Source organism: Micromonospora sp. NPDC047762 (genome assembly GCF_043204655.1).
Lineage (GTDB): Bacteria > Actinomycetota > Actinomycetes > Mycobacteriales > Micromonosporaceae > Micromonospora.
Window position 1 is genome coordinate 479,960 of record NZ_JBIDCQ010000001.1, and the last position, 20,589, is coordinate 500,548.

The following is a 20,589-nucleotide window of genomic DNA, read 5'->3' on the forward strand; positions in this document are numbered from 1 at the left end:
ATGTCATCGCGCACTCTCCGTGAGCATCGGGTGGGCGACGAACAGGCCGGCGCGGTTACGGCGCTTGCCGTCGGCGTAGAGCCGCTCCACGCTCGACAGCCAGCCGAGCTCGACGAGGACGACCAGGGCGTCGCGCACGGCGTCGGCGTTCGCCCAGCCTTGCCCGCGCAGCCGGATGTGAGCGTCGTGGTGGGTGAACTGGTCGACGCCGTCGCGGCGGATCCAGCGCAGGATGGCCAGCGGCCCGGTCATGTCCCGGCCGCCGGCCTGCCGCCAGCCGCCGTACACCCGCACGGCGTGCTCGAGCATCCAGTCGCCGACGTGCATGGCGTTGGCCATGGTGTGCACGTCGATGGGGTCGGCGGGGTTGTTGCCGGCGGCGAGGTGGAACAGCCCCGCCAGCCGCAGGATCCGGCCGGCGTGCTTGCCGGCCCAGTCGGACATGAACGCGAGGTCGCCGGTCTCCTGGTGCAGCCGGGGTTCGAGCATGTCCCGGTAGTCGAGGTGCGCCTCGTGGGCGTCGGCGGTGAGCTGGATGATCCGCTTGGGCTGGTCGGGGCCGCACAGTGGGATCCGGGTGATGGCCTCGATGGTCTTGTCCCACTGGCCGGCGAGGTGCGCGGGCAGGTCGGGCACGCCGCGGTTGGTGCGGGTGCCGACGGTGTCGTGGGGCACGCAGTAGGCGAATCGGCCCATGAGTCCGCGGTCGCGCAGCACCGGTGTCTGGGTGGTGTCGCGCAGCACTGAGGGTTGGACGGCGAGGCCGATGGCGACGGCGGGCCACGGGATGTGGACCTTGCGGCGGCCGACGCGGGTCTGCTTGTAGGGCTTCTTCCCGTCGTAGGCGGTGAGGACCAGGTCGAGTTGCGGGGTGCCGTTGGTGTAGCGGCCGGTGATGGCGCCGAACACGCCGCCTTCGTCGTCGAGGACGCCGATGGTGCCGCCGTTCTCGTTGAGGACCAGCGCGAGGGCTTCGGGGGTGAAGTCGTTGACGAGGTACTCGCGCGGCGGCGGGACGGTGAGGTCGGCGATCTCGGCGCGGACGGCGTCGAGTTCTGCCTCCAGCTTGGTGCGCTCGACCGTGCTCTCGACCTTGCCGAGCTTCCCGACCAGCTGGGACCGGCGGGACTCGGCGGCCTCGAGCAGGTCAGCCTTCGACCCGTGGGACTGCTGGTGCTCGGTGAGCGCCTCCAACTCCAGGCGGTGGAACGGCTCGGCGATCGCGCCGACCACTGGGCTCTTTCTCGACGCCGGGGGCAGGGCGGTGATGGTCCAGAGGATCAGCGATTCGACCCAGCTCGCGCCGCCGGACACCCAGCACCGGTTGGCGGCGGCGACGGACAGCGCGGACATGGACATCATGCCGGCCAGGTCGACGGGAGTTTGGGTGGTCGCGGCGAGGGCGTTGACGAACTCGCCGACGCCGTGCGGGAGCGCCTCCGTGGGGAATGGCGGCGCCGGCTCCAGCACGCCCTCGAGCGGCTCGGGTTCGTCGAACCGTTCGGTGGCCTGCTCGACGCTGGCGTAGATGCCGCGCAGGATCTGCACGCGTGGGGCCTGCCGGGGGTTGAGCTGTCCCTTGCCGAGTCCGCTCGCGATGGTTGCGGCGATCTCACGCTCGTCGAGGCCGGCGCCGCGGGCGGTGTCGGTGAGTGCGGAGCGCACCTCCAGCTCGGTGAGTTCACCGCCGGCGACGAGTTGGCCGAGGGAGAACGCAGCCCGGTTGAGGGCGTCGTTGCGGGTGCCCTTGACGGCGGTGCGGACCCGCTCGAGTTCGTTGGTCAGCGCGGTCTGCGCGTACCCGGCACCACCGCCGGTGCTCTGCGGCGTGGGGGTGTCGAACGGGTCGCCGGGCTGGTCGGGGACGGCGCGCAGCGGCCGGTCGCGTTGTTCGTGCTGGGCACGCGCGGCCTTGGCTTTGGTGAGGAACGACTCGGTCACTTCGCCGCCGCCTTCAGGCCGGCCAGGTCGAGGGGCTGCTCCCAGTCGTAGCGGCGGGCGGTGCGCGACGGTGGGGCGACGACGTACCCGCCGGCCCCCCGGTAGTCGATGCCGGGCCACACGCCGGCGCTGTTCCCGTCGCCGGTGGCCGCGATGTAGAGGTGCCGGGAGCAGGGCCGCCCGGTGGTGGCCTTGCCGTAGATGGTGGGGATGACGTCGGTGCCGGCGAGTTCCCGGTAGGACAGGGCCCCTTGTTCGCCGTCGATGTCGATGACGTCGAACAGCCCACCGGTGGGCACGCCGATGTTGGCTTGCGGGTGGGCGGCCCACCACCGGTTGACCTGTGACAGGTCGGTGGTGGCGTCCTTGAAGCCGCGGCTGCCCGGGTAGGGCTTCTTCTCCCCCGGCATGAGCGGGAAGACGGGGATGCCCTGCCCGGCGTACCAGCGGGCGGCGTTCGCGAGCGCGTCGGGCGCGGTGAGGCGGGCCTCGCGGGTGGCGTCGTCGCGGTCGGCTTGCTGGCCGAGGCGGTGGAAGGTGTCGAGGTCGAGGGTGCGTAGTGCCTGGTCGAGCTGCTGCTCGATCGGCGGGTGGGTCTGGTTCACGGGTTGCCCCCTCGCTATCCGTGCCGGTGGTCGGTTGGTCTGTGGGTGGTGCCGGTCGGTCGGGGCCCCGCACCAACCGGTGCGGCTGGTGCGGGACTCCGGCGGGCCGGATCAGGTGAGCTGTCGGCGCAGTCGGCGCCGCTTTGCTCCGTCGCGCTTGCACCGGCGGCACCGGCGGCGTCCGCTCGGCTCGGTGCGTAGCTCCGAGTTCGAGTGGCCGTTGATGCAGGTGCCGAGCGGCCAGTCACGTCCGTTTGTTCGGCGCGCGTTCTCGAAGTTCGAGAGCAGGCGAAGGTGATCGACGCGTACACAGCGGCGGCTCTTGCAGAGGTGGTCGACGGTCATCCCTGCGGGGATCGGTCCGTTCGTGTCGACCCAGGCCGCTCGGTGGGCGGTGGTCATCCGAGACCGCTTCGGGTCGAGGCTGATGACCCAGCCGATCTGGGCGTACCCGCTGCTGTTGACCGAGTAGGTGCTGATGTAGCAGCCCTGCTCGTCCTCGACGTAGCTGCTTGCCGCCCTGCGGGCCGCCTTAGCGGGAACGTCGATCACCTTCAACTGCGTCATTTCCGTTCCTCCTAGAAAGGCGGGGCGACCTTGCTCAGGTGCTGACGGGCGGTGTGCTTGTCCTGGTCGGTGGGGTCGCCGAGGATCCACGGGGCGGACTGGCCGGGCTTGGCGGTGCCGCGGCCGAGGCGACCGAGGACCATGCGGCCGGTGCCGACCTTGGGGCGCAGCTGCCCCTGGAGGGCCTTCTGGAAGACGAGGACTCCGCTGTGCTGCTCTCCGGCGTTGGGGCCGTCGAGGACGGCGAGGTCGACGACGGTGGCGTCGGCGGCGCCGAAGGCGGTGTTGATGCCGTCCTGCGTTCCGGTGGGGGTGAGCAGGAGGAGGCAGTTCTCGAAGGTGGTGATCTTCGCCCCGGTGGCGGGGGCGTCGAAGAGGTCAGTCATGGCGTGTGCTCGCTTTCTGGCTTGGGCTTGCAGGTGTGGATGAGGTGGAGTGGGTAGCCCCGCCGGCGGGGGCTGGATGGGCAGTGCCAGCCGGCTGTCGGGTGGTTTTCGATGAGGGCCCGGTCGGCGGGGAACGGGCCGGTGACGGGTAGCGGGGTCGGGTCGAGGTCAAGGGACACTCCGAGTTCGGTGTCGCGGACCCGCAGCACCACCGCCCGGCAGTGCCGGCATGCCGGTGCCGTGGTGGGGATGTCGAACAGGTCCGGGGTGGTCATGAGGTGAGTGCCGCCTTCCGGGCGCGGGCGGCGGCGGTGTGCTGGTCGGTCCACTGGCCGGCGGTGAACGCCTGCTGCCACAGGTCGGTGAGTGCCTGGGCGGTGGCGGCCTTCTCGATCCGGTCGAGCAGGTCGGTGGGCGCCGCCGGCGTCGGCAGGTTGTAGCGGCCGGCGAGGTCGCGGCGGGTGCGCCAGGTGCGGACGGTGCCGCACACCTGCGCCATCTCCCACCCGGCGGCGATGTCGAGTTCGTACAGGTCGCAGCGGGCCTGCCCGACGGGCAGGTGCGCGACGATGGCGTGCTGCCGGTCGATGCCTTCGGGCATCGGCTCGTACTCGCCGGTGTGGTCGTTCCAGATGGCGTCGGCGTTGGCGTACAGGGCGAGTTGGATGCTGATCTCGCCCCACGAGTAGTCGAGCTTCTGCCCGGTCTTCAGGTCGAACACGACGGGCTGCCCGCTGGGGCGGACGACGACCCGGTCGAACGTGCCGGCCACACCGAGGTCCCGGACGACGGTGATCCGTTCGATCCATTCGGGGCGGACGGTGAGCCCGGACCGGGCCATGGCCTGCTGGTAGGCGTTGACGTCGTCGCGCCACTGGGCGGGCACGTCGACCTGCTCGCCGCGGTCGACGCGTTCGGTGAACGAGTGCAGCGCGGTGCCCTGGTTGCGTCCGGTGGCACTGCCCGCCGCTTCCATGGCGTCCTGGCACAGCTGGTCGAAGGTCTTGCGGTCTTCGACGTCGGTGGCCGAGGCGAGGGCGTACAGGTCGCTGCGGTTGGCGATGCCCTTGGCGACCATCCGCTGCTGCCACTTGGCGAGGGCGGTGGTGTCGGCGCAGGACTTCGCCCAGGTGGTGGCGCGGGTCCACGGCTTCTCCTTGCCGTTGCCCAGGTCGGGCAGGAGGTACCGGCCGTACCGGTCCCGCTTGGGGCCGGCGGCGGTGGGCTGGGCCGGCGGGGCGCCGGGGGTGTCGAACGGGTCGTTGGTCATGCCGCCTTCCCTCCTTGGATGAGCCGCAGTGGTTGTCCGCCGGGTTCGCAGCCGGGGTGCCGGTCGAAGACACCCGGGGTTCCGTCGGCGCCTTTGGTGGCGGCGGGGTCGACGGGCCACCGGCACCCACCGGCGCAGGGCTGTCCGCCGTTGAGGGCGGCGTGGGTGGCGGCGCCGATGTCGGCCCAGGTGCCGCGGCTCATGCCGCCACCTCCAGCGGCGCGGCATCCTCGCCACGGCACATGGGGCGGGCGTTGCCCTTGCCGGCCACCTTGTGACGGCCGAGCTTCCCGGTGTCGTCGTCGACGTGGGCGTTCGCCCCGCAGGTTGTGCAGGCGCGACGCTTGGCGCCGTAGTGATGTCCGTCGAGGGCTTGAGCGCAGCCGTAGCAGTTCTTCTGGTTCTTGATGCGGGGGATGTAGTTCTGTCCGCAGCGGGCGCACTCTCGGCCCTCGTCGCCTTCGACGATCTGGCGGCGTTCGCGTCCGTTCAGCTCGCCTTGGATGCCCCAGTAGTCCCTGAGGGCCAGCGCCTCCTTGAGGCACTGCTGCTTGACGGGGCACTCGCTGCAGACGCGCTTGGCGTCGCGCTCGCCAACCTTGTCGCCCCACTCCGGGTACATGGCGTCGTTGAGGCCCTGACAGTTCGCGAAGGTGCGCCATTCGGCGATTGGCAGGGTCATTGCGCTCACTGCTCTGCTCCGATCAGCTGGTCGTGGATGCGGGCGGGCTCCAGCGGCCCGGGGTTGAGTCCGCCGAGGTGCTCGTCGTAGACGGCCCAGTGGCCGGTGGCGGTGAGGGCGGCGATGGGCTTGCGGGGCTTCTCCCAGATGCCGGTGGCGTCGTCGGGTCCGGCGTGGACCTGCTGTTCGGTGCCGGTGGCGTACTGGAACCCGGCGGGGGTGAGCCCGTGCAGCGGGTCGACTTTGTGGATGCGGTCGGTGTGGTGGACGCCGGCGGTGAGGTCGTTGGCGGGTTGCCAGGTGTCGTCGGCTCCGGTGTGGTCGGGGCCGAAGAGGCGGTCGCGCCAACGGGTCCAGGCGTTGGGGTGGTGGGCGGGTTTGGTGTTGGGCCAGGCGGTGACGGGGCTGGGGTCGTAGTTGATGCTCATCGGGTGGCCTCCGCCTTCTCGGCGACCGGCTCGTGGTCGTCCTCTTCGAGGTCGCACCGCTCGCAGGTGAGCACGTCGAGACCGTCCGACTTGAACGGGTGCGGGTTGTGGACGCAGCTACCGCAGACGAACTGGTCGCCTACGCGCCGCCAGTCGTCGTCCTCGGCCATGGACTGGGCCTCGTCGAGGGTGGCGAAGTGCACGACGCCGCCGTCGTACTCGTACTTCTCGTCGCACCCAAGGCAGGTGACGATGAGGCAGACCTGCGTGCGAGCCTTCTCCCGCTCGGCCAGCGCCTCGTCGCGCTGTTGCCGTACCCGGGCGTTCTCGTCGACCAGCCGGCCGACCTCGTCGGAGCGGGTGGCGGCGAGCGTGCGGGCCTCGGTGAGGGCGGCGGACATCTGGGCGATCAGCGCGGCGATGCTGGCCGTGGGTGATTGGAAGCCGGCCCGGTTGAGGGCGGCCCACGCTTCGCCGACGGTGGCTGCTTCCTCGGCGTACTGGCGGTTGGCGTGGTCCCGCTCGGCGGTCAGCTCGTCGACCTTGGCCGTCGCGTCTGTTACGTCCTCTAGGTACGCCGTGGCGGCGTCGGACCGCTCGCGGCGCAGCCGCTCCACGTCGGCGGTCAGCTCGTCGACCTTGGCCCATGCCGCGTCCGTGTCGTCCTCCCACGTCTTCGCCGCTGTCATGTGCTGTGTGGTGGCGACGGCCGCCCACGCGGCGAGGGACATCGGGTTGGCGGCCGAGTTGGCGAGGTCGCGGGTCAGTTCGGCGGCGAACACCTCCGGGCCAACCTCGGCGAGACGACGCTTGCGGTCGGGGTTGCCGGTGAGGTCGTCGAGGGTGTTGACGGCGTCGGGGTAGGCCTGGTCGAGGCGGTGGATTTCGTGGGCGGTGTAGTCGGTCACGTCAGGCTCCAGATCAGGAGGGCCAGCAGGATGGCGTCGAGGGCGAGGGCCAGCGGCAGGGCGTGCAGCAGGCCCCGGAAAAAGCGGTGCCCGTCGGGCTCGACGGCGGGGCAGGCGAGGCCGTGCTCGCGGCCGGGCGGCGTCCAGCAGAGGCCGCAGTAGTTCGGGGTGTTGTTGACCGGCATCCCGGCGGGCTTGCGGTGGTGGATCGCGTAGACGCCCATCACGCACCTGCCCCGCGGGCGGCGCGGGTGCGGACCATGGCGGCGGTCAGGTCGGTGACGGTGGCCCGACAGGCGTCGATCAGGGCGTCGGTGCCGTCGACCAGCTCCTGCAGCCGGGTGAGGTCGACGACCTGGGGGGCGGGGCGTCCGCCGTCTCCGGTGCCAGGGCCGGTCGGCGGTGGGAGCGTCGGGCCCGGGGCGAACGACTGGTAGCCGAGGTCCGCGATCCGGGGGCTCACCGGGTCACCGCCGGGTATGCCAGCTCCGTGTAGTACAGGTTCTCCAGCGCCAGGAACACCGCGTCGTCGTCGTCCAACTGGGCGGACTCGGCGACCCGGGCGAGGGTGAGGCCCATCACCGAGTCGATCTCGCCGAGGGTGGGGATGAGGGCGAGGTGGTTGCCGAGGACGTCGTAGACGACCTTCCCGTGCTCGCCGGTGACGGACCAGCGGTCGGAGCCGTCGGCGGGGTGGGCGGTCTTGGTGGAGGTGGTGACCGTGTGGGTCATGGGATACTCCCTGTCGGTTCGGACGCCCCTGCGGACTTGGCGGTTGGTGGGGGCGTCGTTCTGTGTCCGGGCCCGGGTGGGCGCCGGGGTGGATCAGGCGACGCGCAGTTCGTGCGCCGGGTTGTACTTCCGGACTGCGGCTTGCCGGCTCGTCGTGTGCTCCCACTCGAAGCGGTGCACCCACATCTGCAAGCCGGGCAGCCGATCGCGGACGAACAGGTAGATCCGCAGGTAGTCGGCGGGCCCGAACAGTGCGATGGCCGGCGTCAGTCCGGTCTGACCGGCGTAGCCGAGCGCCTGGCGGGCGGCGGTGCGCCACTGCTTGGCGGGCTCGACCTCGAAGACGACACGATTGGTGGCGACATCCGCCCGCCCTACCGGTAGGCAGACCTCGCACGTTCCGCCGATCTGGCGGGCCAGGGCCGCGATGTACGGGCCTTCGCCGGTGCTTGGCATCTGCTGGGGCCAGCGGCCGTAGAAGTGGCGGCCGTCCGGCACGGTGATGGGCTTGCGGACCGGAATCATGCGACGTCGACCGTCTCGTGCTCGTCGGCCTCGGCGAAGGCGTTGATCCAGTCGCGGTGGACCAGCCGCCGGCGGCCGACCTTGCGGCTCCTCAGCGCGCCGCTCTTGATGTAGCGGTCGACCTGCTTCCTGGAGATTCCGAGCAGGATGGCCACCTCAGGTACGGGGTAGAGCAGGCGGAACGGTGGGGTCACGTCCCCGCCCTCGGGGATCTCTGGTGTTTCATTCCCGAACATGGGGATAGACTACGATGGACTGGAGTTCCCGAACAAGGGGATGAGTCAGCTTTTCGGTCAGGCTTGCACTAGCCGTTCGTGACGTAAGGTGTCAGCCATGCCCGCCGCCGCAACCAGCGCTATCGATGGACGCTCACGTCCTGGCGATCGTCGCCGAGTTCGGGGATCTACCCGATCTCGGGATCTGGCTCCCGATCTCGGGACCTATCTTTCTCCCATGGTGTCTCTTGAGAAGCGTCGCGCTGCCTTCAGCCGCTTCGTGCGACAAGCTCTCCAAGACGCCAAGGACAGGAAGATCACCGTCAAGGAGATCGAACGCCGCACCGGCGTGGGGTCGAGCACCTTCTACCGCTGGCGCGACGGTGAGTGGACAGCCGACCCGCGACCCACCCAGGTCGACGCCTTCTGCGATGGCCTCGACATCCCCAAGCGGTCCGCGTACGTGGCGCTCGGGTGGGGCGCCGACGGCAGACCCAACACCGACGCTTCCGAGTCGTTCGATCCCGAACTGCGCGCGATCCAGCGGCAGTTGATGAACCCGAACGTCTCCGCGACGCGCAAGGAAACCATCCGGAACATGCTGCGGCTGATCATCGGCCAGGGCGACGCGAACGGCCGGAAGGCCGCAGGCGAGGACTGAGGATGTCACCCCGTCTCCCCTACCCCACGATCAAGCAGGGCGACGACGGGTGGTGGCACGCGTACGTCACCGTCGGCACGAAGCCCAACGGCCGCGCCGACCAGCGCCACGTCCGGCGCCGGACCAAGGATGAGACGGTCGCCCGCGTCGACGAGCTGCTCGCGCAACGCCGCTCCGGTGCCGTCACGAAGGCGGGACGGGCGCAGACGGTCGAGTCGTGGATGGAGACATACCTGACCGACGTCGCGCCGCGCCGCTGCAACCCGGCCACCCTGTACGACTACCGGTCGAAGTGCCGTAACTGGATCTACCCGCACCTGGGTCGGACCCGGCTGGACAAGCTGAAGCCGGAGCAGCTCGATGCGATGTACCTGGCGATGGAGCGGCAAGGCAAGGCGTCGTCGCACGCCCTCAAGGTGCACCGGATCATGACCCGGGCGTTGGAGATCGCGCTGAGGCGCGGCCTGGTGGCCCGCAACGTGGCGAAGCTGATCGACGCCCCGTCGGGGAAGTCGCCGAAGATGGCGTTCCTGACCGAGGTCGAGGCGATGAAGGTGCTCGCCGTGACGGCAGAGGTGCGCAACGCGGCCCGGTGGTCGGTCGCCCTCGCGCTCGGCCTGCGTCAGGGTGAGGCGCTCGGCCTGCGGTGGGCGCACGTCGATCTGAAGACCGGGCAGATGGAGATCCCCAAGCAGCTGCGGCGCCGGATCTACGAGCACGGCTGCGACGGCACCTGCGGGAAGAAGCGCGGGGCGGACTGTCCGAAGCGGTCAGCCGGCGGCCTGGTCCTGGTCGACCCGAAGGGCAAAAGCGAGCGGACGCTGCCGATCCCGAAGCCGCTGGCGGCGAAGCTGAGGCGGCACCGCAGGGCGCAGCTCGCCGAGAAGGAGGCTGCGGCCGAGTGGTGGCAGGACGGCGACTACGTGTTCGCCCAGAACGACGGTCGGCCGCTGGATCCGCGCCAGGACTACCAGGCGTGGGTGGACCTGCTGGCTGCCGCCGGCGTGAAGAAGGTGCGGCTGCACGACGCCCGGCACACGGCGGCGACGCTGATGGTGGCCCAGGGCGTCGACTTGCAGGTGGTGAAGGTGATCCTGGGGCACACCGACATTCGGACCACGCAGGGGTACGCGAAGGTCGTCGACGAGCTGACCCGTGAGGCCACTGACCGTATGGGCACCCTGCTCATGGGCGATGACGTCGCCGACGGTGACGAGGACGGCGACGAAGACGAGGGGTAGTACACCTCGATCTACACTGTTGATCGTGCGGGCATAGAAAAGGGCCTCTGGCTCCCGGGCTTCCACCCGAGGCCAGAGGCCCTTTTCTTACCGAGCCGCCTGACGGAATCGAACCGTCGACCTACGCATTACGAGTGCGTCGCTCTAGCCGACTGAGCTAAGGCGGCAACGATCAGCAAGTGTACGGCACCCCGGCGCCACCGACCGAACGGGATACCCCTGCCGCGCCGGCCAGCACCAACCGGACATCGGCTGCCATCTGGACGATTACCGGACAGCGGATGATCGGGTCCGGGACTACGCTGCGGCGGGTGAGCGACGAACGCGACCACCCCGAACGTCAGGACGAGCCCGCCGAACGCCCTGACCATGCGCCGGCCGGTGAACGCGCCGCCCACCGGCCGCGTAGCACCGACCCGCTGGAGTTGGGCTTCACGCCGCGCAAACCGGTGCCGTGGCTGGCGCCGTTTTTGCTGATCAGCACCGGCATCCGGACGCTGCTGGCGGTGCTCTTCGGGGCGTACCTCGACAAGCGCGAGTTGCAGAACGCGTTCGGCGACGGCGTCTTCCGCCAGGTCGGGCCGGACGGCGGGCTGTGGCTCGACTACGTGGCCGACCTCGGCGACGGCTTCAACGCCACCTACTCGGTGGCGTACCTGCTGGCGCAGCCCGAGCTGACCGTCGACGGGCACCGCCTGCCCCGGGCGCAGACGCTGGTGATGGGCGGAGACCAGGTGTACCCGTCGGCGGCCTACGCCGCGTACGAGGACCGGTGCAAGGGCCCCTACCAGGCTGCCCTTCCGGTGGCGCCAGCCGAGAAGCCGACGCTCTTCGCGGTGCCGGGCAACCATGACTGGTACGACGGCCTCACCGCGTTCCTGCGGCTGTTCGTCCGCTCCCGGGACCGCAACTTCGCGGGTTGGGGCACCGGGCAGTCCCGGTCGTACTTCGCCGTGGAGTTGCCGGCCGACTGGTGGTTGCTCGGCGTGGACGACCAGTCCGGCTCGTACCTGGACGACCCGCAGCTGGCCTACTTCGACGAGGTGGCCCGCCGGCTCGGGCCGGAGTCCAAGGTGATCATCGCGGCACCGGCACCGACCTGGGTCAAGGCCGCCGACGACCCCACCGCGTACGACTCGATCGACTACTTCATCCGCACGATCATCGATCCGACCGGGGCGCGGGTGCGGCTGTTGCTCTCGGGCGACCTGCACCACTACGCCCGCTACTCGGGGGCCGACCGGCAGCTGATCACCTGCGGTGGGGGCGGCGCGTACCTCTACCCCACGCACAAGCTGCCGGAGCGCATCGAGGTGCCACCGCGGGACACGCTGACCCGCAAGGCCAGCACCGCCCAGCCGTACGACCTGGTGGCCCGGTACCCGGACGCGGCGCGGTCGCGCCGCTACGGCTGGGGCATCTTCCCCCGGTTGCCGTTGCGCAATCCCGGCTTCACCACGTTGCTCGGCACCCTGCACACCCTGCTGATGCTGGCGATGGCCGGTGCGACGGCGAACTGGGCCGACAGCACGGACCAGCGGCTGTTCAGCGTCCCGCTGGTGGTGATGGTGCTCGTGACGGTGATCGCGGCGGCCCTGTTCGCCAAGCCGCCGAGCGCGAGCGGCAAACGCCACGCGCGGCACTGGATCCTCGGCGTCGGCCACGGCGTGGCGCAGGTGGCCTTGGCTGCGGCCGGCACCTGGGTCTGGTTGGCGCTGCCGTTCTACGACTGGCCGTGGCCGCTGCCGGCGGTCGCCGCAGCGGTGCTCTACGGCCCGGTGATCGGACTGGTCGCCAGCCAACTGGTGGCGGCGTACCTGCTGGTGGCGGGCTCGTTCGGAGTGAACGTCAACGAACTCTTCGCCGGCCAGGGCATCGAGGACTCGAAGTCGTTCCTGCGTCTGCGCATCGACCCGGACGGCACGTTGACCATCTACCCGCTGGGGGTGGACCGGGTCTCCCGCGACTGGCAGGTGAACCCCGACCAGTCCCCCACCCAGAGTTGGTTGACCCCCAAGTCCCCCCTGACCCCCCGCCTGACCGAACCCCCCACAGTCCTGCGCTAACCCCCCCCACCCCAACCCCACACCGCCCCACACGCGTTGATCATGAAGTTATTGCCACCTAGCGCGGCGTGTCGGGGCAATAACTTCATGATCAACGCGGGTGGGGTGACGGCGGTTCGCGGGTGGGGGTGGGGGTGGGGGTGGGGGTGGGGGTGGGTTAGGGGGTGTATTGCTGGTTGTGGGCTTGGCGGGAGCCGCAGACGTCGGCGCGGGAGCACATGGAGCGCGAGCCGTCGGCGTCCAGGCGTACGGTCACCGCGTCACGCGGGACGCTGTGGCCGACGACCCGGCCGTCACCCTCTGGGGTGGAGACCCGACTGCCGACCGCCGGGGCGGTCTCCTGAAAGCGCTGGTACAGCGGGTGCTCGTACTTGAGGCAGCACATCAGCCGCCCGCACGCGCCGGAGATGCGCAGCGGGTTGAGCGGCAGGTCCTGGTCCTTCGCCATCCGGATGGTCACCGGCTCGAAGTCGGTGAGGAACGTGGCGCAGCACAGGTCCCGACCGCAGGAGCCGATGCCGCCCTGCACCCGCGCGGAGTCGCGGGCGGAGAGCTGACGCAGCTCCACCCGACAGTGCAGGGTCGCGCCCAGGTCGCGGACGAGGGACCGGAAGTCCACCCGGTGCGGGGCGGTGAAGTAGACGGTGCTGCGCTCACCGCCGCTCTCGGCGGAGCCGAGCACATGGTCGACCGCCACCACCTTCATCGGCAGGCCGTGCGAGCGAATCAGCCGTTTCGCGGCCACCTTGGCCTCGGCCTTGCGGCGACGCAACGCCTCGTCCCGGCGGAGGTCGTCGTCGCCGGCCAACCCGACCAGGCGGGGGAAGCCGTCGGTCTCCTCGGTCACCCACTGCGCGGCCCACACGCACTCCGCCACCTCGGGCCCGTCATCGGTGGGCACCAGCACCCGGTCGCCCACCTGCGGACGCAACTCGCCCGGGTCGAGGTAGTAGAGCCGCCCGTACCGGTTGAAGCTGACCGCGCAGAGCATGCCCATCCCCCCACCCTACGACGGGTCACGGCGCAAGGCGCACCGGCCGGCTACGCCCCGCTGCCATTCATGACCGTCGACTCGACCTATTGCCTGGCGTCCCGTCGTGCCATTGCTGCTCGCCCGGACGGTTGAATCCGGGGCCGGGCAGGAGACAAGACGTGCCTCGGCGGCGTTGAGTGGAGGCAGACCTGCGGGGGGTGCAGGGGGAAGACCACGGCGTCGCCGTGGGCGCCGGCTTCAGGTCAGGCGCCCGCGAGCGACGCCGTGGCCTGTCCGAGGCAGAACGGTCACGGTCGGAGGCCGAGAGGCGGAGCGACGCGACCACGGCCGGAAGACCGAATGGCGGGGCGACGCGGCCACGGCCGGAGGGCCGGGCTCAGCTACCAGCCGACCCGGGTGGGCTGGTCGTAGTGGGGACGCCCGTCCGTTGGCGGACGCCACGCGGTCTCGGCCAGGCTCGGCCCCCACTGACGCAGCAGCGTCTCCGCACCGTCGTACGCGACGCAGAGCACCGCCAGCACCCGCGCGGCGATCTCGGCGGCGTCGGCCACACCGGGCCCGACCGGCCCGGGGCGGGTCGACGCACCGGTGGCGGTGGCGGCGACCACGGCGACCGCTTCGGCCGAGCGGAGCACGTCGGCCAACGTGCGGGCCAGCGCGAGTCGGCTGCCCTCCACCCAGTCGGCGAGGGCGTCGGCGTAACCGGCGGTGGATTCGAGTCGCCCGACCAGGCTGTCCGGCCCCTCGTCGAGGTGGCGCAGCAGCGCCGCCCGCTGTTGCCCGTACGCCGTGGCGGCCGGACCGGACCAGAGCACCGGGTCGGTGAGCGCGGCGGAGACGTCGTCGTACCCCCGGACGAGCCGGCGCACCGCGTGGCCGGCACTGGCGAGCGGCACGGGGTGCAGGTCGAGGAAGCCGCGGACCGCGTCGCCCGGCAGCACCTGCATGCGGCGCAGGAGCGGCCAGACCCGGTGCCCCTCGGGGACACCGGCCGCGATCAGTCTGTCCACCCGGCGGAGCAGGTCGAGGCCGGGCTCGGCGAGCCGGTCCAGCGCGTCCATCACGGTTCCCCGGTGAGCCGGCGGCGGGCCGCCCGGTCGACCTCGGCGTAGCGGTCGGCGGCCTCCCGCACGGCAGCCGCGGCGGCGGCCAGTCGACCGGCCGCTGCGCGGGCCTCCCGGGCCCGGTCGTCGGTGGCGGTGGTCCACTGCCGGTGCAGCGCCCGACCGATCTCGCCCGGGCGGCCCGGTGCGTCGGCGCCGAACGCGGCCTGGGCCGGATCGCTGGCGGTGACGGTGTGCGAAACGACGGTGAGCGTGGCGCTCGCCTCGTCCAGTCGGGCGGAGAGCGCGCGCAGTGTGTCCATCTCAGGCCCCCGCGAGCGGTCGGTAGGCGGCGAACGTCTCGTTGTGCAGCTTTTCCCGGGCCCATTCGGCGGCGTCGGCCGCCGCGGTGACAGCAGCCTGCACGGAACCGGCAACGTCGCGCGGGCTGCGGCTGTGCAGCGGCCCGAGGAACCGGACGTCGGTGATCCGTCCACCGGCGGTGACCACCACCTCGACCAGGCCGTCCGGCGAGCGGACAGTCACTTCGACGGTCGACACCGCCTGGTCGAACTCGGCCTGGAGGGACTCGATCCGGCGGTAGCGTCGCACCGCTTCCTCGATCCAGGCCTCGTCGATCTCCCCCCGCGGCATCGGCCGACTCCTCCCGGGTGATTCATCACTCAGTGTGGTGCCACCGTCACCACGGCACAGGGACCGTACCGCACCGCAATCGGGCCTGTCGATGCCTGTGGACAACGGCCGGGAAGTGCGGGTCAGCCCTTCCAGAGGGCGAGCATCATCGCCTCGACCGCGATCCGCGGCTTGACGTTCGCCTCGATCGCCGCACGGCAGGCGAGCACGGCCTCCAGCCGGCGCAGCGCCCCGTCGGCGTCCCACTTCTGCGCGCCAGCACCGGCGAGCGCGGCCGTGTCGGTGTGCACCGGGGCGACGGGTGCGCGCAGCGCCATGGTGAGCGCGTCCCGGTAGAAGCCCGCGAGGTCGACCAGCGCCCGGTCCAGTGCGTCCCGCTGGGCCCGGGTGGCCCGGGACTTCTGCCGCTTCTCCAGCTCCTTGAGCTGCCCGGCAGCGCCTCGCAGGGCGCCGGCCGCGCCGCGGCCGGTGCCGCCCGCGCCGAGCGCGGTCTCCAGTGCCGCCCGCTCGGTCGTGTCGGCCTCGGTGACCGACGCCTCGGCCTCCGCTTCGGCGGCCTCGATCAGTGCGGACGCCGCGTCGAACGCCGCGCCGACACCGGTCAACCGGCGGGGTACCGCGAGCACCGCCTCGCGTCGTTTGCGGGCCTCCGGGTCGCGGGCCAGTCGGCGGGCCCGGCCTACGTGACCCTGCGCGGCCGACGCCGCCCACTGCGCCACGTCGGGCGCGATGCCGTCCCGACGAACCAGCACCTCGGCCACCGCGGCGGCCGGCGGCTGCCGCAGGGGTACGACCCGGCAGCGCGACCGGATGGTCACCGAGATGTCGTCCGGGTGGGTGGACGGGGCGCAGAGCAGGAAGACCGTCCGCGGCGGTGGTTCCTCGATCGCCTTGAGCAGCGCGTTGCCGGCGGCCTCGGTGAGCCGGTCGGCGTCCTCGATGATCACCACCTGCCAGCGCCCGCCGGAAGGGGTGCTGGCCGCGCGGAGCACCAGGGCGCGCATCTCACCGACGCCGATGGAGAGCCCTTCCGGCACCACCATCCGCACGTCGGCGTTGGTGGCACCCATTGTGGTGTGGCAGCCGGGGCACTCACCGCAGCCGGTGCCGTGCACGCACTGGAGTGCGGCGGCGAACGCGCGCGCGGCGACCGAGCGGCCGGAACCGGGAGGCCCAGTGAAGATCCAGGCGTGCGTCATCCCGGCGGACGGGTCCACGCCGGTCACTGCGTCGTCGGCCGCGGACCCGTCACCGCCGGCTGGGCCGGCGGTGACCAACGCGGCTGCGCCAGCACGCAGGACGGCGGCGGCCGCCGCGGCGGCGCGCCGCAGCTCGACCACCGCCTCGTCCTGGCCGACCAGGTCGGCGAAGACGTCCGGCATCAGGTCTTGTGCTCCATCGTCACCAGCTCCGCGTCGGATAACTCAGGTTGCACCGAGGTGTCCGGGCCCTGCGCCGGTCGCGGGTGCACGATGCCACCCGGCTTGCCGAGCATCTCCTCGACCCGCCGGACCACCAGCCCGGTGATCTCGTCGGCCGGCCGGGACGCGTCGAGCACCAGATAGCGCTTCGGGTCGGCGGCGGCGAGGTCGAGGAACGCGTACCGGACGCGCTCGTGGAAGGCGACCGACTCGGCCTCCAGCCGGTCGGTGCCGGTGTTGCGCGAGGCCACCCGGGACAGACCGGTGCGCGGTTCGACGTCCAGCAGCACCACCAGGTCGGGCTTGAGCCCACCGGTGGCCCAGGAGGAGAGCCAGGAGACCTCGTCGACGGGCAGTGTCCGGCCGGCGCCCTGGTACGCCAGGGACGAGTCGACGTACCGGTCACTGATCACCACGCCGCCCCGAACCAGCGCGGGCCGGACGACGGTGGCCACGTGGTGCGCCCGGTCGGCGGCGTAGAGCAGCGCCTCGGCCCGGGGGGAGGGCGCGTCGTCGCCGGAGGTGTCCAGCACCAGCGACCGGATTCGCCGGCCGACGCCGGTGGCCCCCGGCTCGCGGGTGACCACTACTTCTCGGCCGTGACCGCGCAGCCGCTCGGAGAGCGCGGCCAGCTGGGTGGACTTCCCCGCGCCCTCGCCGCCCTCGAAGACCACGAAGAGCCCGGCGGAGACGAACGGCTCGGCGGGCATCAGCGGACGGCCCCGGATGGAGCCCCACAGGTCGGCGAGGACCGGAACGCCCTTCTTGTCGTCCATCTGGCCGAACGCGCTGATCCCGGCGAAGATGCCGGCGGCACCGGCGGCGAGCAGCAGCAGTCGGGTGGAGGAGACGGAGATGCCGAGGTCGGCGATCTCCAGCTTGCGCGAGCCACCGACGCCGACCAACACGCTGCTCAGCCCGATGGCCAGGATCAGCACCAGTCGGGTGCCGATCTGCACCACCGCGAAGACCCGGCCGCGCACCTCGTCGGCCACCTCCCCGCCCAGCAGCGTGGTGCCGGCCAGGAAGGCCATCCCGGCACCGGCGCCGACCAGCACCGCGCCGACGATCGCCATGGACAGGTGGATGGCGAAGGCGAGGGTCATCACCGCGGCGCTGGCCAGCACGATGCTCATGCCGAACCAGCGACGCCGGGACATCTCCTTGACGACCATCGGGCCGAGCCCGATGCCGAGCGCCAGGCCGACGAAGATCGCGCCGAAGAGCAGCGAGAACGCGGCATCACCGGCGCCCAGTGAGTTGGCGAAGAACTTGGCGGTACCGACCACGATGCCGCCGCCGGCGAACGCGCCGAAGATGCCCAGCACCAGGCCGCGGACGAGCGGGGTCTGGCCGATGTACTTCCAGCCCTCGGAGAACTGCCGGAACATGCTCTGCTCGGCACGCTCCGCCTCGCCGCGTTGCGCCTCGCTGATCTCCTTGATCCCGAACGCCACCACCAGTGCGGTGGCGAGCCGGGAGAAGGCGTTGAACCAGAGTGCGAGCTGGGCCGGCTCGGCCCAGGAGGGCAGGTCGCCGCCGACGGCACCACGGACGCCACGGTCGAGCACGGCGAGGCCGATGGCGGCGGCGACCGGGGTGAGGCCGTAGGTGGTGATCAGGGTGAGCTGGTTGGCCGCTTCCAGCCGGGCCCGCGGGATCAGGTTCGGGACCGCGGCCTCCTTGGCCGGAATCCAGAGCAGGGTGAGCGACTCGATCAGGAAGGTGGCGATCAGCGCCCAGCCGACCACCAGGCCGCCTGCGGCCCCACTGAGGGCGTAGAGCGGAATGGACGCGAAGAGCACGAAGCGCAGCAGGTCGCAGATGACCATCGTCCAGCGTCGGTCGAACCGGTCGGCGAAGACGCCGGCCACCGGGCCGAGCACCAGCGCGGGTAGCAGCCGGATCGCGGTGACCCCGCCGAACGCGGCGCCCTGGGCGGTGCTGCCCTGCACCTGCGAGGCGGCGAAGAGGGCGGTGGCCAGCAGGCCGAGCCAGTCACCGAAGGAGGCCGCGCCAAGCACGATCCAGAGCCGGCGGAACGGCCGGATGCGCAGCACGGACCGGATCGCGGCATAACCGGACGGATCAACCTGACCGCCGTTGGGCTGCGTGGCGGCGTTGCCCGACTGGTCACCCGAGCGCGACACGCCGGGCGACTCGCCGCTGTTCTGGCTTTCGATGGCCGTACCTCCACGTGCCGGCCCATCGCTGGGCACCTCCGGTGCAACACTCTAGACCCGGTGGGGGCCACCCCCCGGGCGACATTCTCCTGCTCGCTGAGCCTAGGCCGCCGGAGGTACCGACCGCAGCCCGGACGTACGCGAGGGTATTTCGCATTTTCCGTCAGACAGTTAGCGTGCACACGTGGCCATCGAAAGCGACAAACTTCGCGAGCGCCTGGATCGGGCGACTGCCCACCTCGACCCCCCGTACGCGGTGGTCGACCTCACCGCCTTCGACGCCAATTCGGCCGCCCTGGCCGACCGCGCCGCGGGAAAACCGGTCCGGCTCGCCAGCAAGTCGGTCCGCAGCCGGGAATTGATCAGTCGAGCCCTCGCCCGGCCCGACTGGCAGGGCGTGATGGCCTTCACACTGCCCGAGGCGATCTGGTTGGTCCGCGCCGGCGTCAGCGACGACGTGCTGGTCGCGTACCCGAGCGCCGACCGGGCCGCCCTCGCCGAGCTGGGCGCCGACCAGACACTCGCCGCCGCGATCACCCTGATGATCGACAGCGCCGGCCAACTCGACCTCATCGACGCCATCAAGGCCCCGGGGCAGCGCGCCGTGCTACGGCTCTGCCTGGATCTGGACGCCTCCTGGCGACCGCTGCGCGGGGTGCACGTCGGCGTCCGCCGCTCACCGGTGCACAGCGCCCGGGCGGCCGGCGCGCTCGCCGCCGCCGTCGCCCGTCGGCCCGGCTTCCGGCTGGTCGGGCTGATGTCGTACGAGGCGCAGATCGCCGGCCTGGGTGACGCGCCGCCGGGCAAGACGCTGCTGGCGGGCGCGATCAGGCTGGCCCAGCGCGGGTCGTACCGTGAGTTGCTGGCCCGCCGTGGCGCGGCGGTCGCCGCGGTACGCGAGCACGCCGACCTGGAGTTCGTCAACGGCGGCGGCACCGGCAGCATGGCCGCGACCAGCGCCGATCCCGCGGTAACCGAGATCACCGCGGGATCGGGCCTGTACGGGCCGACGCTGTTCGACGCGTACCGCGCCTGGCGGCCCACCCCGGCGGCGTTCTTCGCCTGCGCCGTGGTCCGCCGACCGACGCCGGAGCTGGCGACGGTGCTCGGCGGTGGCTGGATCGCCTCCGGCCCGGCCGCCGACAGTCGACTGCCCCGGCCGTGGCTACCGGCAGGGCTGAAGCTGGTCGGCGCCGAGGGCGCCGGCGAGGTGCAGACTCCGCTGTCCGGAGCGGCGGCAGCCGGGCTGCGCGTCGGCGACCGGGTGTGGTTCCGGCACGCCAAGGCGGGTGAGCTGTGTGAACGGGTCAACGAGCTGCACCTGATCGAGGGCGACACGGTCGTGGCGACCGTCCCCACCTACCGGGGTGAGGGGCAGGCCTTCCTCTGAGATCGGACAACCGCCCCCACCGCCGGCCGGGGCCGGCGCCCCACGCCGACTCAGGCGGGTTGGGGCGCCTCGGCCTGCTTGCCGACTGCGGACCGGCCGCTGTCCGGGCCGTCGACCTGGCGGTGCAGGTACTCCCGGATCAACGCCTTCGCCTCCAGCAGCACCCGCTCGTCACCGTCGGACTTCCGACGGAACGCGAGCTTGATCAGCGCGTCCGCCGCCTCGACGGCGATCTCCAGCACGAAGCGCAGCTTGGGCACGTCGGTAAGCCCGAAACGCTCGGTGAGCACCCGGGCCAACTGGTCGGCGATCACGCCGTTGTTGTCCCGCTGCTCGTCGAGCAGGTGCAGGTCGACCACGTCGCCGAAGTGCAGGGTACGGAAGCCGGGGACGGTGCGGTGCATCGTGATGTACTCGTCGATGCCCGCGTCGACGCCGTCCCACCAGTGAGTCATCTCGTCGGAGGCGAACCGCTCGTCGAGGCGCTGGAGGTAGGACTCCATGGTCCGCAGGGTCAACGCCTGCACGATGGCTCGCTTGTCCGGAAAGAACTGGTAGACCGACCCGATCGCCACCTCGGCCCGCTCGGCGAGCAGGGTGGTGGTCAGCCCCTCGTACCCCACCTCGTCGACGAGTTCGGCGCAGGCATCCAACATGCGCTGTACCCGCGCGACACT

Annotated in this window: 26 protein-coding genes and 1 tRNA gene; 4 read left to right on the forward strand and 23 right to left on the reverse strand. The window is 71.5% G+C overall.

Annotated elements, in window-relative coordinates:
- Positions 1-3: 3 nt before the first annotated feature.
- The 15 genes from ACGF3C_RS02390 to ACGF3C_RS02460 all read right to left on the reverse strand — a co-directional run bounded on the left by ACGF3C_RS02390 (position 4) and on the right by ACGF3C_RS02460 (position 8,280).
- Entirely contained in the window at positions 4-1,941 is a 1,938-nt protein-coding gene (locus tag ACGF3C_RS02390) for a YfjI family protein (protein ID WP_393218058.1), read from the reverse strand.
- Positions 1,938-2,546, reverse strand: a complete 609-nt coding sequence (locus tag ACGF3C_RS02395) for a bifunctional DNA primase/polymerase (RefSeq protein WP_393218060.1) — start codon at positions 2,544-2,546, stop codon at positions 1,938-1,940. The genes ACGF3C_RS02390 and ACGF3C_RS02395 overlap by 4 nt, the downstream gene beginning before the upstream one ends.
- A gap of 111 nt (positions 2,547-2,657) precedes the next feature.
- Positions 2,658-3,113, reverse strand: a complete 456-nt coding sequence (locus ACGF3C_RS02400; RefSeq protein ID WP_393218063.1) for an HNH endonuclease signature motif containing protein — start codon at positions 3,111-3,113, stop codon at positions 2,658-2,660.
- 11 nt (positions 3,114-3,124) lie between these two features.
- Positions 3,125-3,499, reverse strand: coding sequence for a hypothetical protein (locus ACGF3C_RS02405; protein ID WP_393218066.1), 375 nt, complete (start codon positions 3,497-3,499; stop codon positions 3,125-3,127).
- Positions 3,496-3,774: a hypothetical protein gene (locus ACGF3C_RS02410; RefSeq protein WP_393218069.1), complete on the reverse strand. Its 279-nt coding sequence runs from the start codon at positions 3,772-3,774 to the stop codon at positions 3,496-3,498. The genes ACGF3C_RS02405 and ACGF3C_RS02410 overlap by 4 nt, the downstream gene beginning before the upstream one ends.
- Positions 3,771-4,769 (reverse strand): PD-(D/E)XK nuclease family protein, encoded by a 999-nt coding sequence (locus tag ACGF3C_RS02415; protein WP_393218072.1) that lies wholly within the window; start codon positions 4,767-4,769, stop codon positions 3,771-3,773. The genes ACGF3C_RS02410 and ACGF3C_RS02415 overlap by 4 nt, the downstream gene beginning before the upstream one ends.
- Positions 4,766-4,972: a hypothetical protein gene (locus ACGF3C_RS02420; RefSeq protein WP_393218075.1), complete on the reverse strand. Its 207-nt coding sequence runs from the start codon at positions 4,970-4,972 to the stop codon at positions 4,766-4,768. The genes ACGF3C_RS02415 and ACGF3C_RS02420 overlap by 4 nt, the downstream gene beginning before the upstream one ends.
- Positions 4,969-5,451, reverse strand: coding sequence for a WhiB family transcriptional regulator (locus ACGF3C_RS02425; protein ID WP_393218078.1), 483 nt, complete (start codon positions 5,449-5,451; stop codon positions 4,969-4,971). Before ACGF3C_RS02425 ends, ACGF3C_RS02420 begins: the two co-directional genes overlap by 4 nt.
- Before the next feature lie 5 nt (positions 5,452-5,456).
- Entirely contained in the window at positions 5,457-5,879 is a 423-nt protein-coding gene (locus tag ACGF3C_RS02430; RefSeq protein ID WP_393218080.1) for a hypothetical protein, read from the reverse strand.
- Entirely contained in the window at positions 5,876-6,787 is a 912-nt protein-coding gene (locus ACGF3C_RS02435) for a hypothetical protein (protein ID WP_393218083.1), read from the reverse strand. The genes ACGF3C_RS02430 and ACGF3C_RS02435 overlap by 4 nt, the downstream gene beginning before the upstream one ends.
- Positions 6,784-7,011 (reverse strand): hypothetical protein, encoded by a 228-nt coding sequence (locus ACGF3C_RS02440; protein ID WP_393218086.1) that lies wholly within the window; start codon positions 7,009-7,011, stop codon positions 6,784-6,786. Before ACGF3C_RS02440 ends, ACGF3C_RS02435 begins: the two co-directional genes overlap by 4 nt.
- Complete coding sequence (locus ACGF3C_RS02445) at positions 7,011-7,250, reverse strand: hypothetical protein (protein ID WP_393218088.1); 240 nt, start codon at positions 7,248-7,250, stop codon at positions 7,011-7,013. Before ACGF3C_RS02445 ends, ACGF3C_RS02440 begins: the two co-directional genes overlap by 1 nt.
- Entirely contained in the window at positions 7,247-7,519 is a 273-nt protein-coding gene (locus ACGF3C_RS02450; protein WP_393218090.1) for a hypothetical protein, read from the reverse strand. Before ACGF3C_RS02450 ends, ACGF3C_RS02445 begins: the two co-directional genes overlap by 4 nt.
- A 93-nt stretch (positions 7,520-7,612) precedes the next feature.
- Positions 7,613-8,044 (reverse strand): hypothetical protein, encoded by a 432-nt coding sequence (locus ACGF3C_RS02455; RefSeq protein WP_393218093.1) that lies wholly within the window; start codon positions 8,042-8,044, stop codon positions 7,613-7,615.
- Positions 8,041-8,280, reverse strand: a complete 240-nt coding sequence (locus tag ACGF3C_RS02460) for a helix-turn-helix domain-containing protein (RefSeq protein ID WP_393218096.1) — start codon at positions 8,278-8,280, stop codon at positions 8,041-8,043. Before ACGF3C_RS02460 ends, ACGF3C_RS02455 begins: the two co-directional genes overlap by 4 nt.
- A 97-nt stretch (positions 8,281-8,377) precedes the next feature.
- Between ACGF3C_RS02460 and ACGF3C_RS02465 the strand changes: the two genes are divergently transcribed.
- Both ACGF3C_RS02465 and ACGF3C_RS02470 read left to right on the forward strand, forming a co-directional pair.
- On the forward strand, positions 8,378-8,920 hold the full coding sequence (locus tag ACGF3C_RS02465; RefSeq protein ID WP_393218099.1) for a helix-turn-helix domain-containing protein: 543 nt from the start codon (positions 8,378-8,380) through the stop codon (positions 8,918-8,920).
- Between the two features lie 2 nt (positions 8,921-8,922).
- Positions 8,923-10,161, forward strand: coding sequence for a tyrosine-type recombinase/integrase (locus ACGF3C_RS02470; protein ID WP_393218102.1), 1,239 nt, complete (start codon positions 8,923-8,925; stop codon positions 10,159-10,161).
- 93 nt (positions 10,162-10,254) lie between these two features.
- Here the strand turns inward: ACGF3C_RS02470 and ACGF3C_RS02475 are convergent.
- Positions 10,255-10,328 (reverse strand) — tRNA-Thr (locus ACGF3C_RS02475).
- 144 nt (positions 10,329-10,472) lie between these two features.
- Here ACGF3C_RS02475 and ACGF3C_RS02480 point away from each other — a divergent pair.
- The gene (locus tag ACGF3C_RS02480) at positions 10,473-12,227 is read left to right on the forward strand and encodes a metallophosphoesterase family protein (RefSeq protein ID WP_393218105.1); all 1,755 of its coding nucleotides are present in this window, start codon (positions 10,473-10,475) and stop codon (positions 12,225-12,227) included.
- Between the two features lie 157 nt (positions 12,228-12,384).
- On the opposite strand, the gene ACGF3C_RS02485 is transcribed toward ACGF3C_RS02480, so the two are convergent.
- The 6 genes from ACGF3C_RS02485 to tmk form a co-directional block, all read right to left on the reverse strand.
- Positions 12,385-13,224 (reverse strand): regulatory iron-sulfur-containing complex subunit RicT, encoded by an 840-nt coding sequence (locus ACGF3C_RS02485; RefSeq protein ID WP_357198373.1) that lies wholly within the window; start codon positions 13,222-13,224, stop codon positions 12,385-12,387.
- 377 nt (positions 13,225-13,601) lie between these two features.
- Positions 13,602-14,282, reverse strand: coding sequence for a hypothetical protein (locus tag ACGF3C_RS02490; protein WP_357235045.1), 681 nt, complete (start codon positions 14,280-14,282; stop codon positions 13,602-13,604).
- Entirely contained in the window at positions 14,282-14,587 is a 306-nt protein-coding gene (locus ACGF3C_RS02495) for a type VII secretion target (protein WP_112725261.1), read from the reverse strand. Before ACGF3C_RS02495 ends, ACGF3C_RS02490 begins: the two co-directional genes overlap by 1 nt.
- 1 nt (position 14,588) lies before the next feature.
- Positions 14,589-14,918 (reverse strand): YbaB/EbfC family nucleoid-associated protein, encoded by a 330-nt coding sequence (locus tag ACGF3C_RS02500; protein ID WP_053659404.1) that lies wholly within the window; start codon positions 14,916-14,918, stop codon positions 14,589-14,591.
- A 122-nt stretch (positions 14,919-15,040) separates the two neighbouring features.
- Positions 15,041-16,300, reverse strand: coding sequence for a DNA polymerase III subunit delta' (locus ACGF3C_RS02505; protein ID WP_393218110.1), 1,260 nt, complete (start codon positions 16,298-16,300; stop codon positions 15,041-15,043).
- Positions 16,300-18,399, reverse strand: coding sequence for a dTMP kinase (gene tmk, locus ACGF3C_RS02510; RefSeq protein WP_357231301.1), 2,100 nt, complete (start codon positions 18,397-18,399; stop codon positions 16,300-16,302). Before tmk ends, ACGF3C_RS02505 begins: the two co-directional genes overlap by 1 nt.
- 307 nt (positions 18,400-18,706) lie before the next feature.
- Here tmk and ACGF3C_RS02515 point away from each other — a divergent pair, with 307 nt between their 5' ends.
- Positions 18,707-19,912, forward strand: coding sequence for an amino acid deaminase/aldolase (locus ACGF3C_RS02515; RefSeq protein ID WP_393218114.1), 1,206 nt, complete (start codon positions 18,707-18,709; stop codon positions 19,910-19,912).
- 50 nt (positions 19,913-19,962) lie between these two features.
- Here the strand turns inward: ACGF3C_RS02515 and ACGF3C_RS02520 are convergent, their stop codons facing one another.
- Positions 19,963-20,568 carry a TetR family transcriptional regulator gene (locus ACGF3C_RS02520; protein ID WP_357231292.1) on the reverse strand — a complete coding sequence of 202 codons (606 nt, stop codon included), beginning with the start codon at positions 20,566-20,568 and terminating at the stop codon, positions 19,963-19,965.
- Between the last annotated feature and the right edge of the window lie 21 nt (positions 20,569-20,589).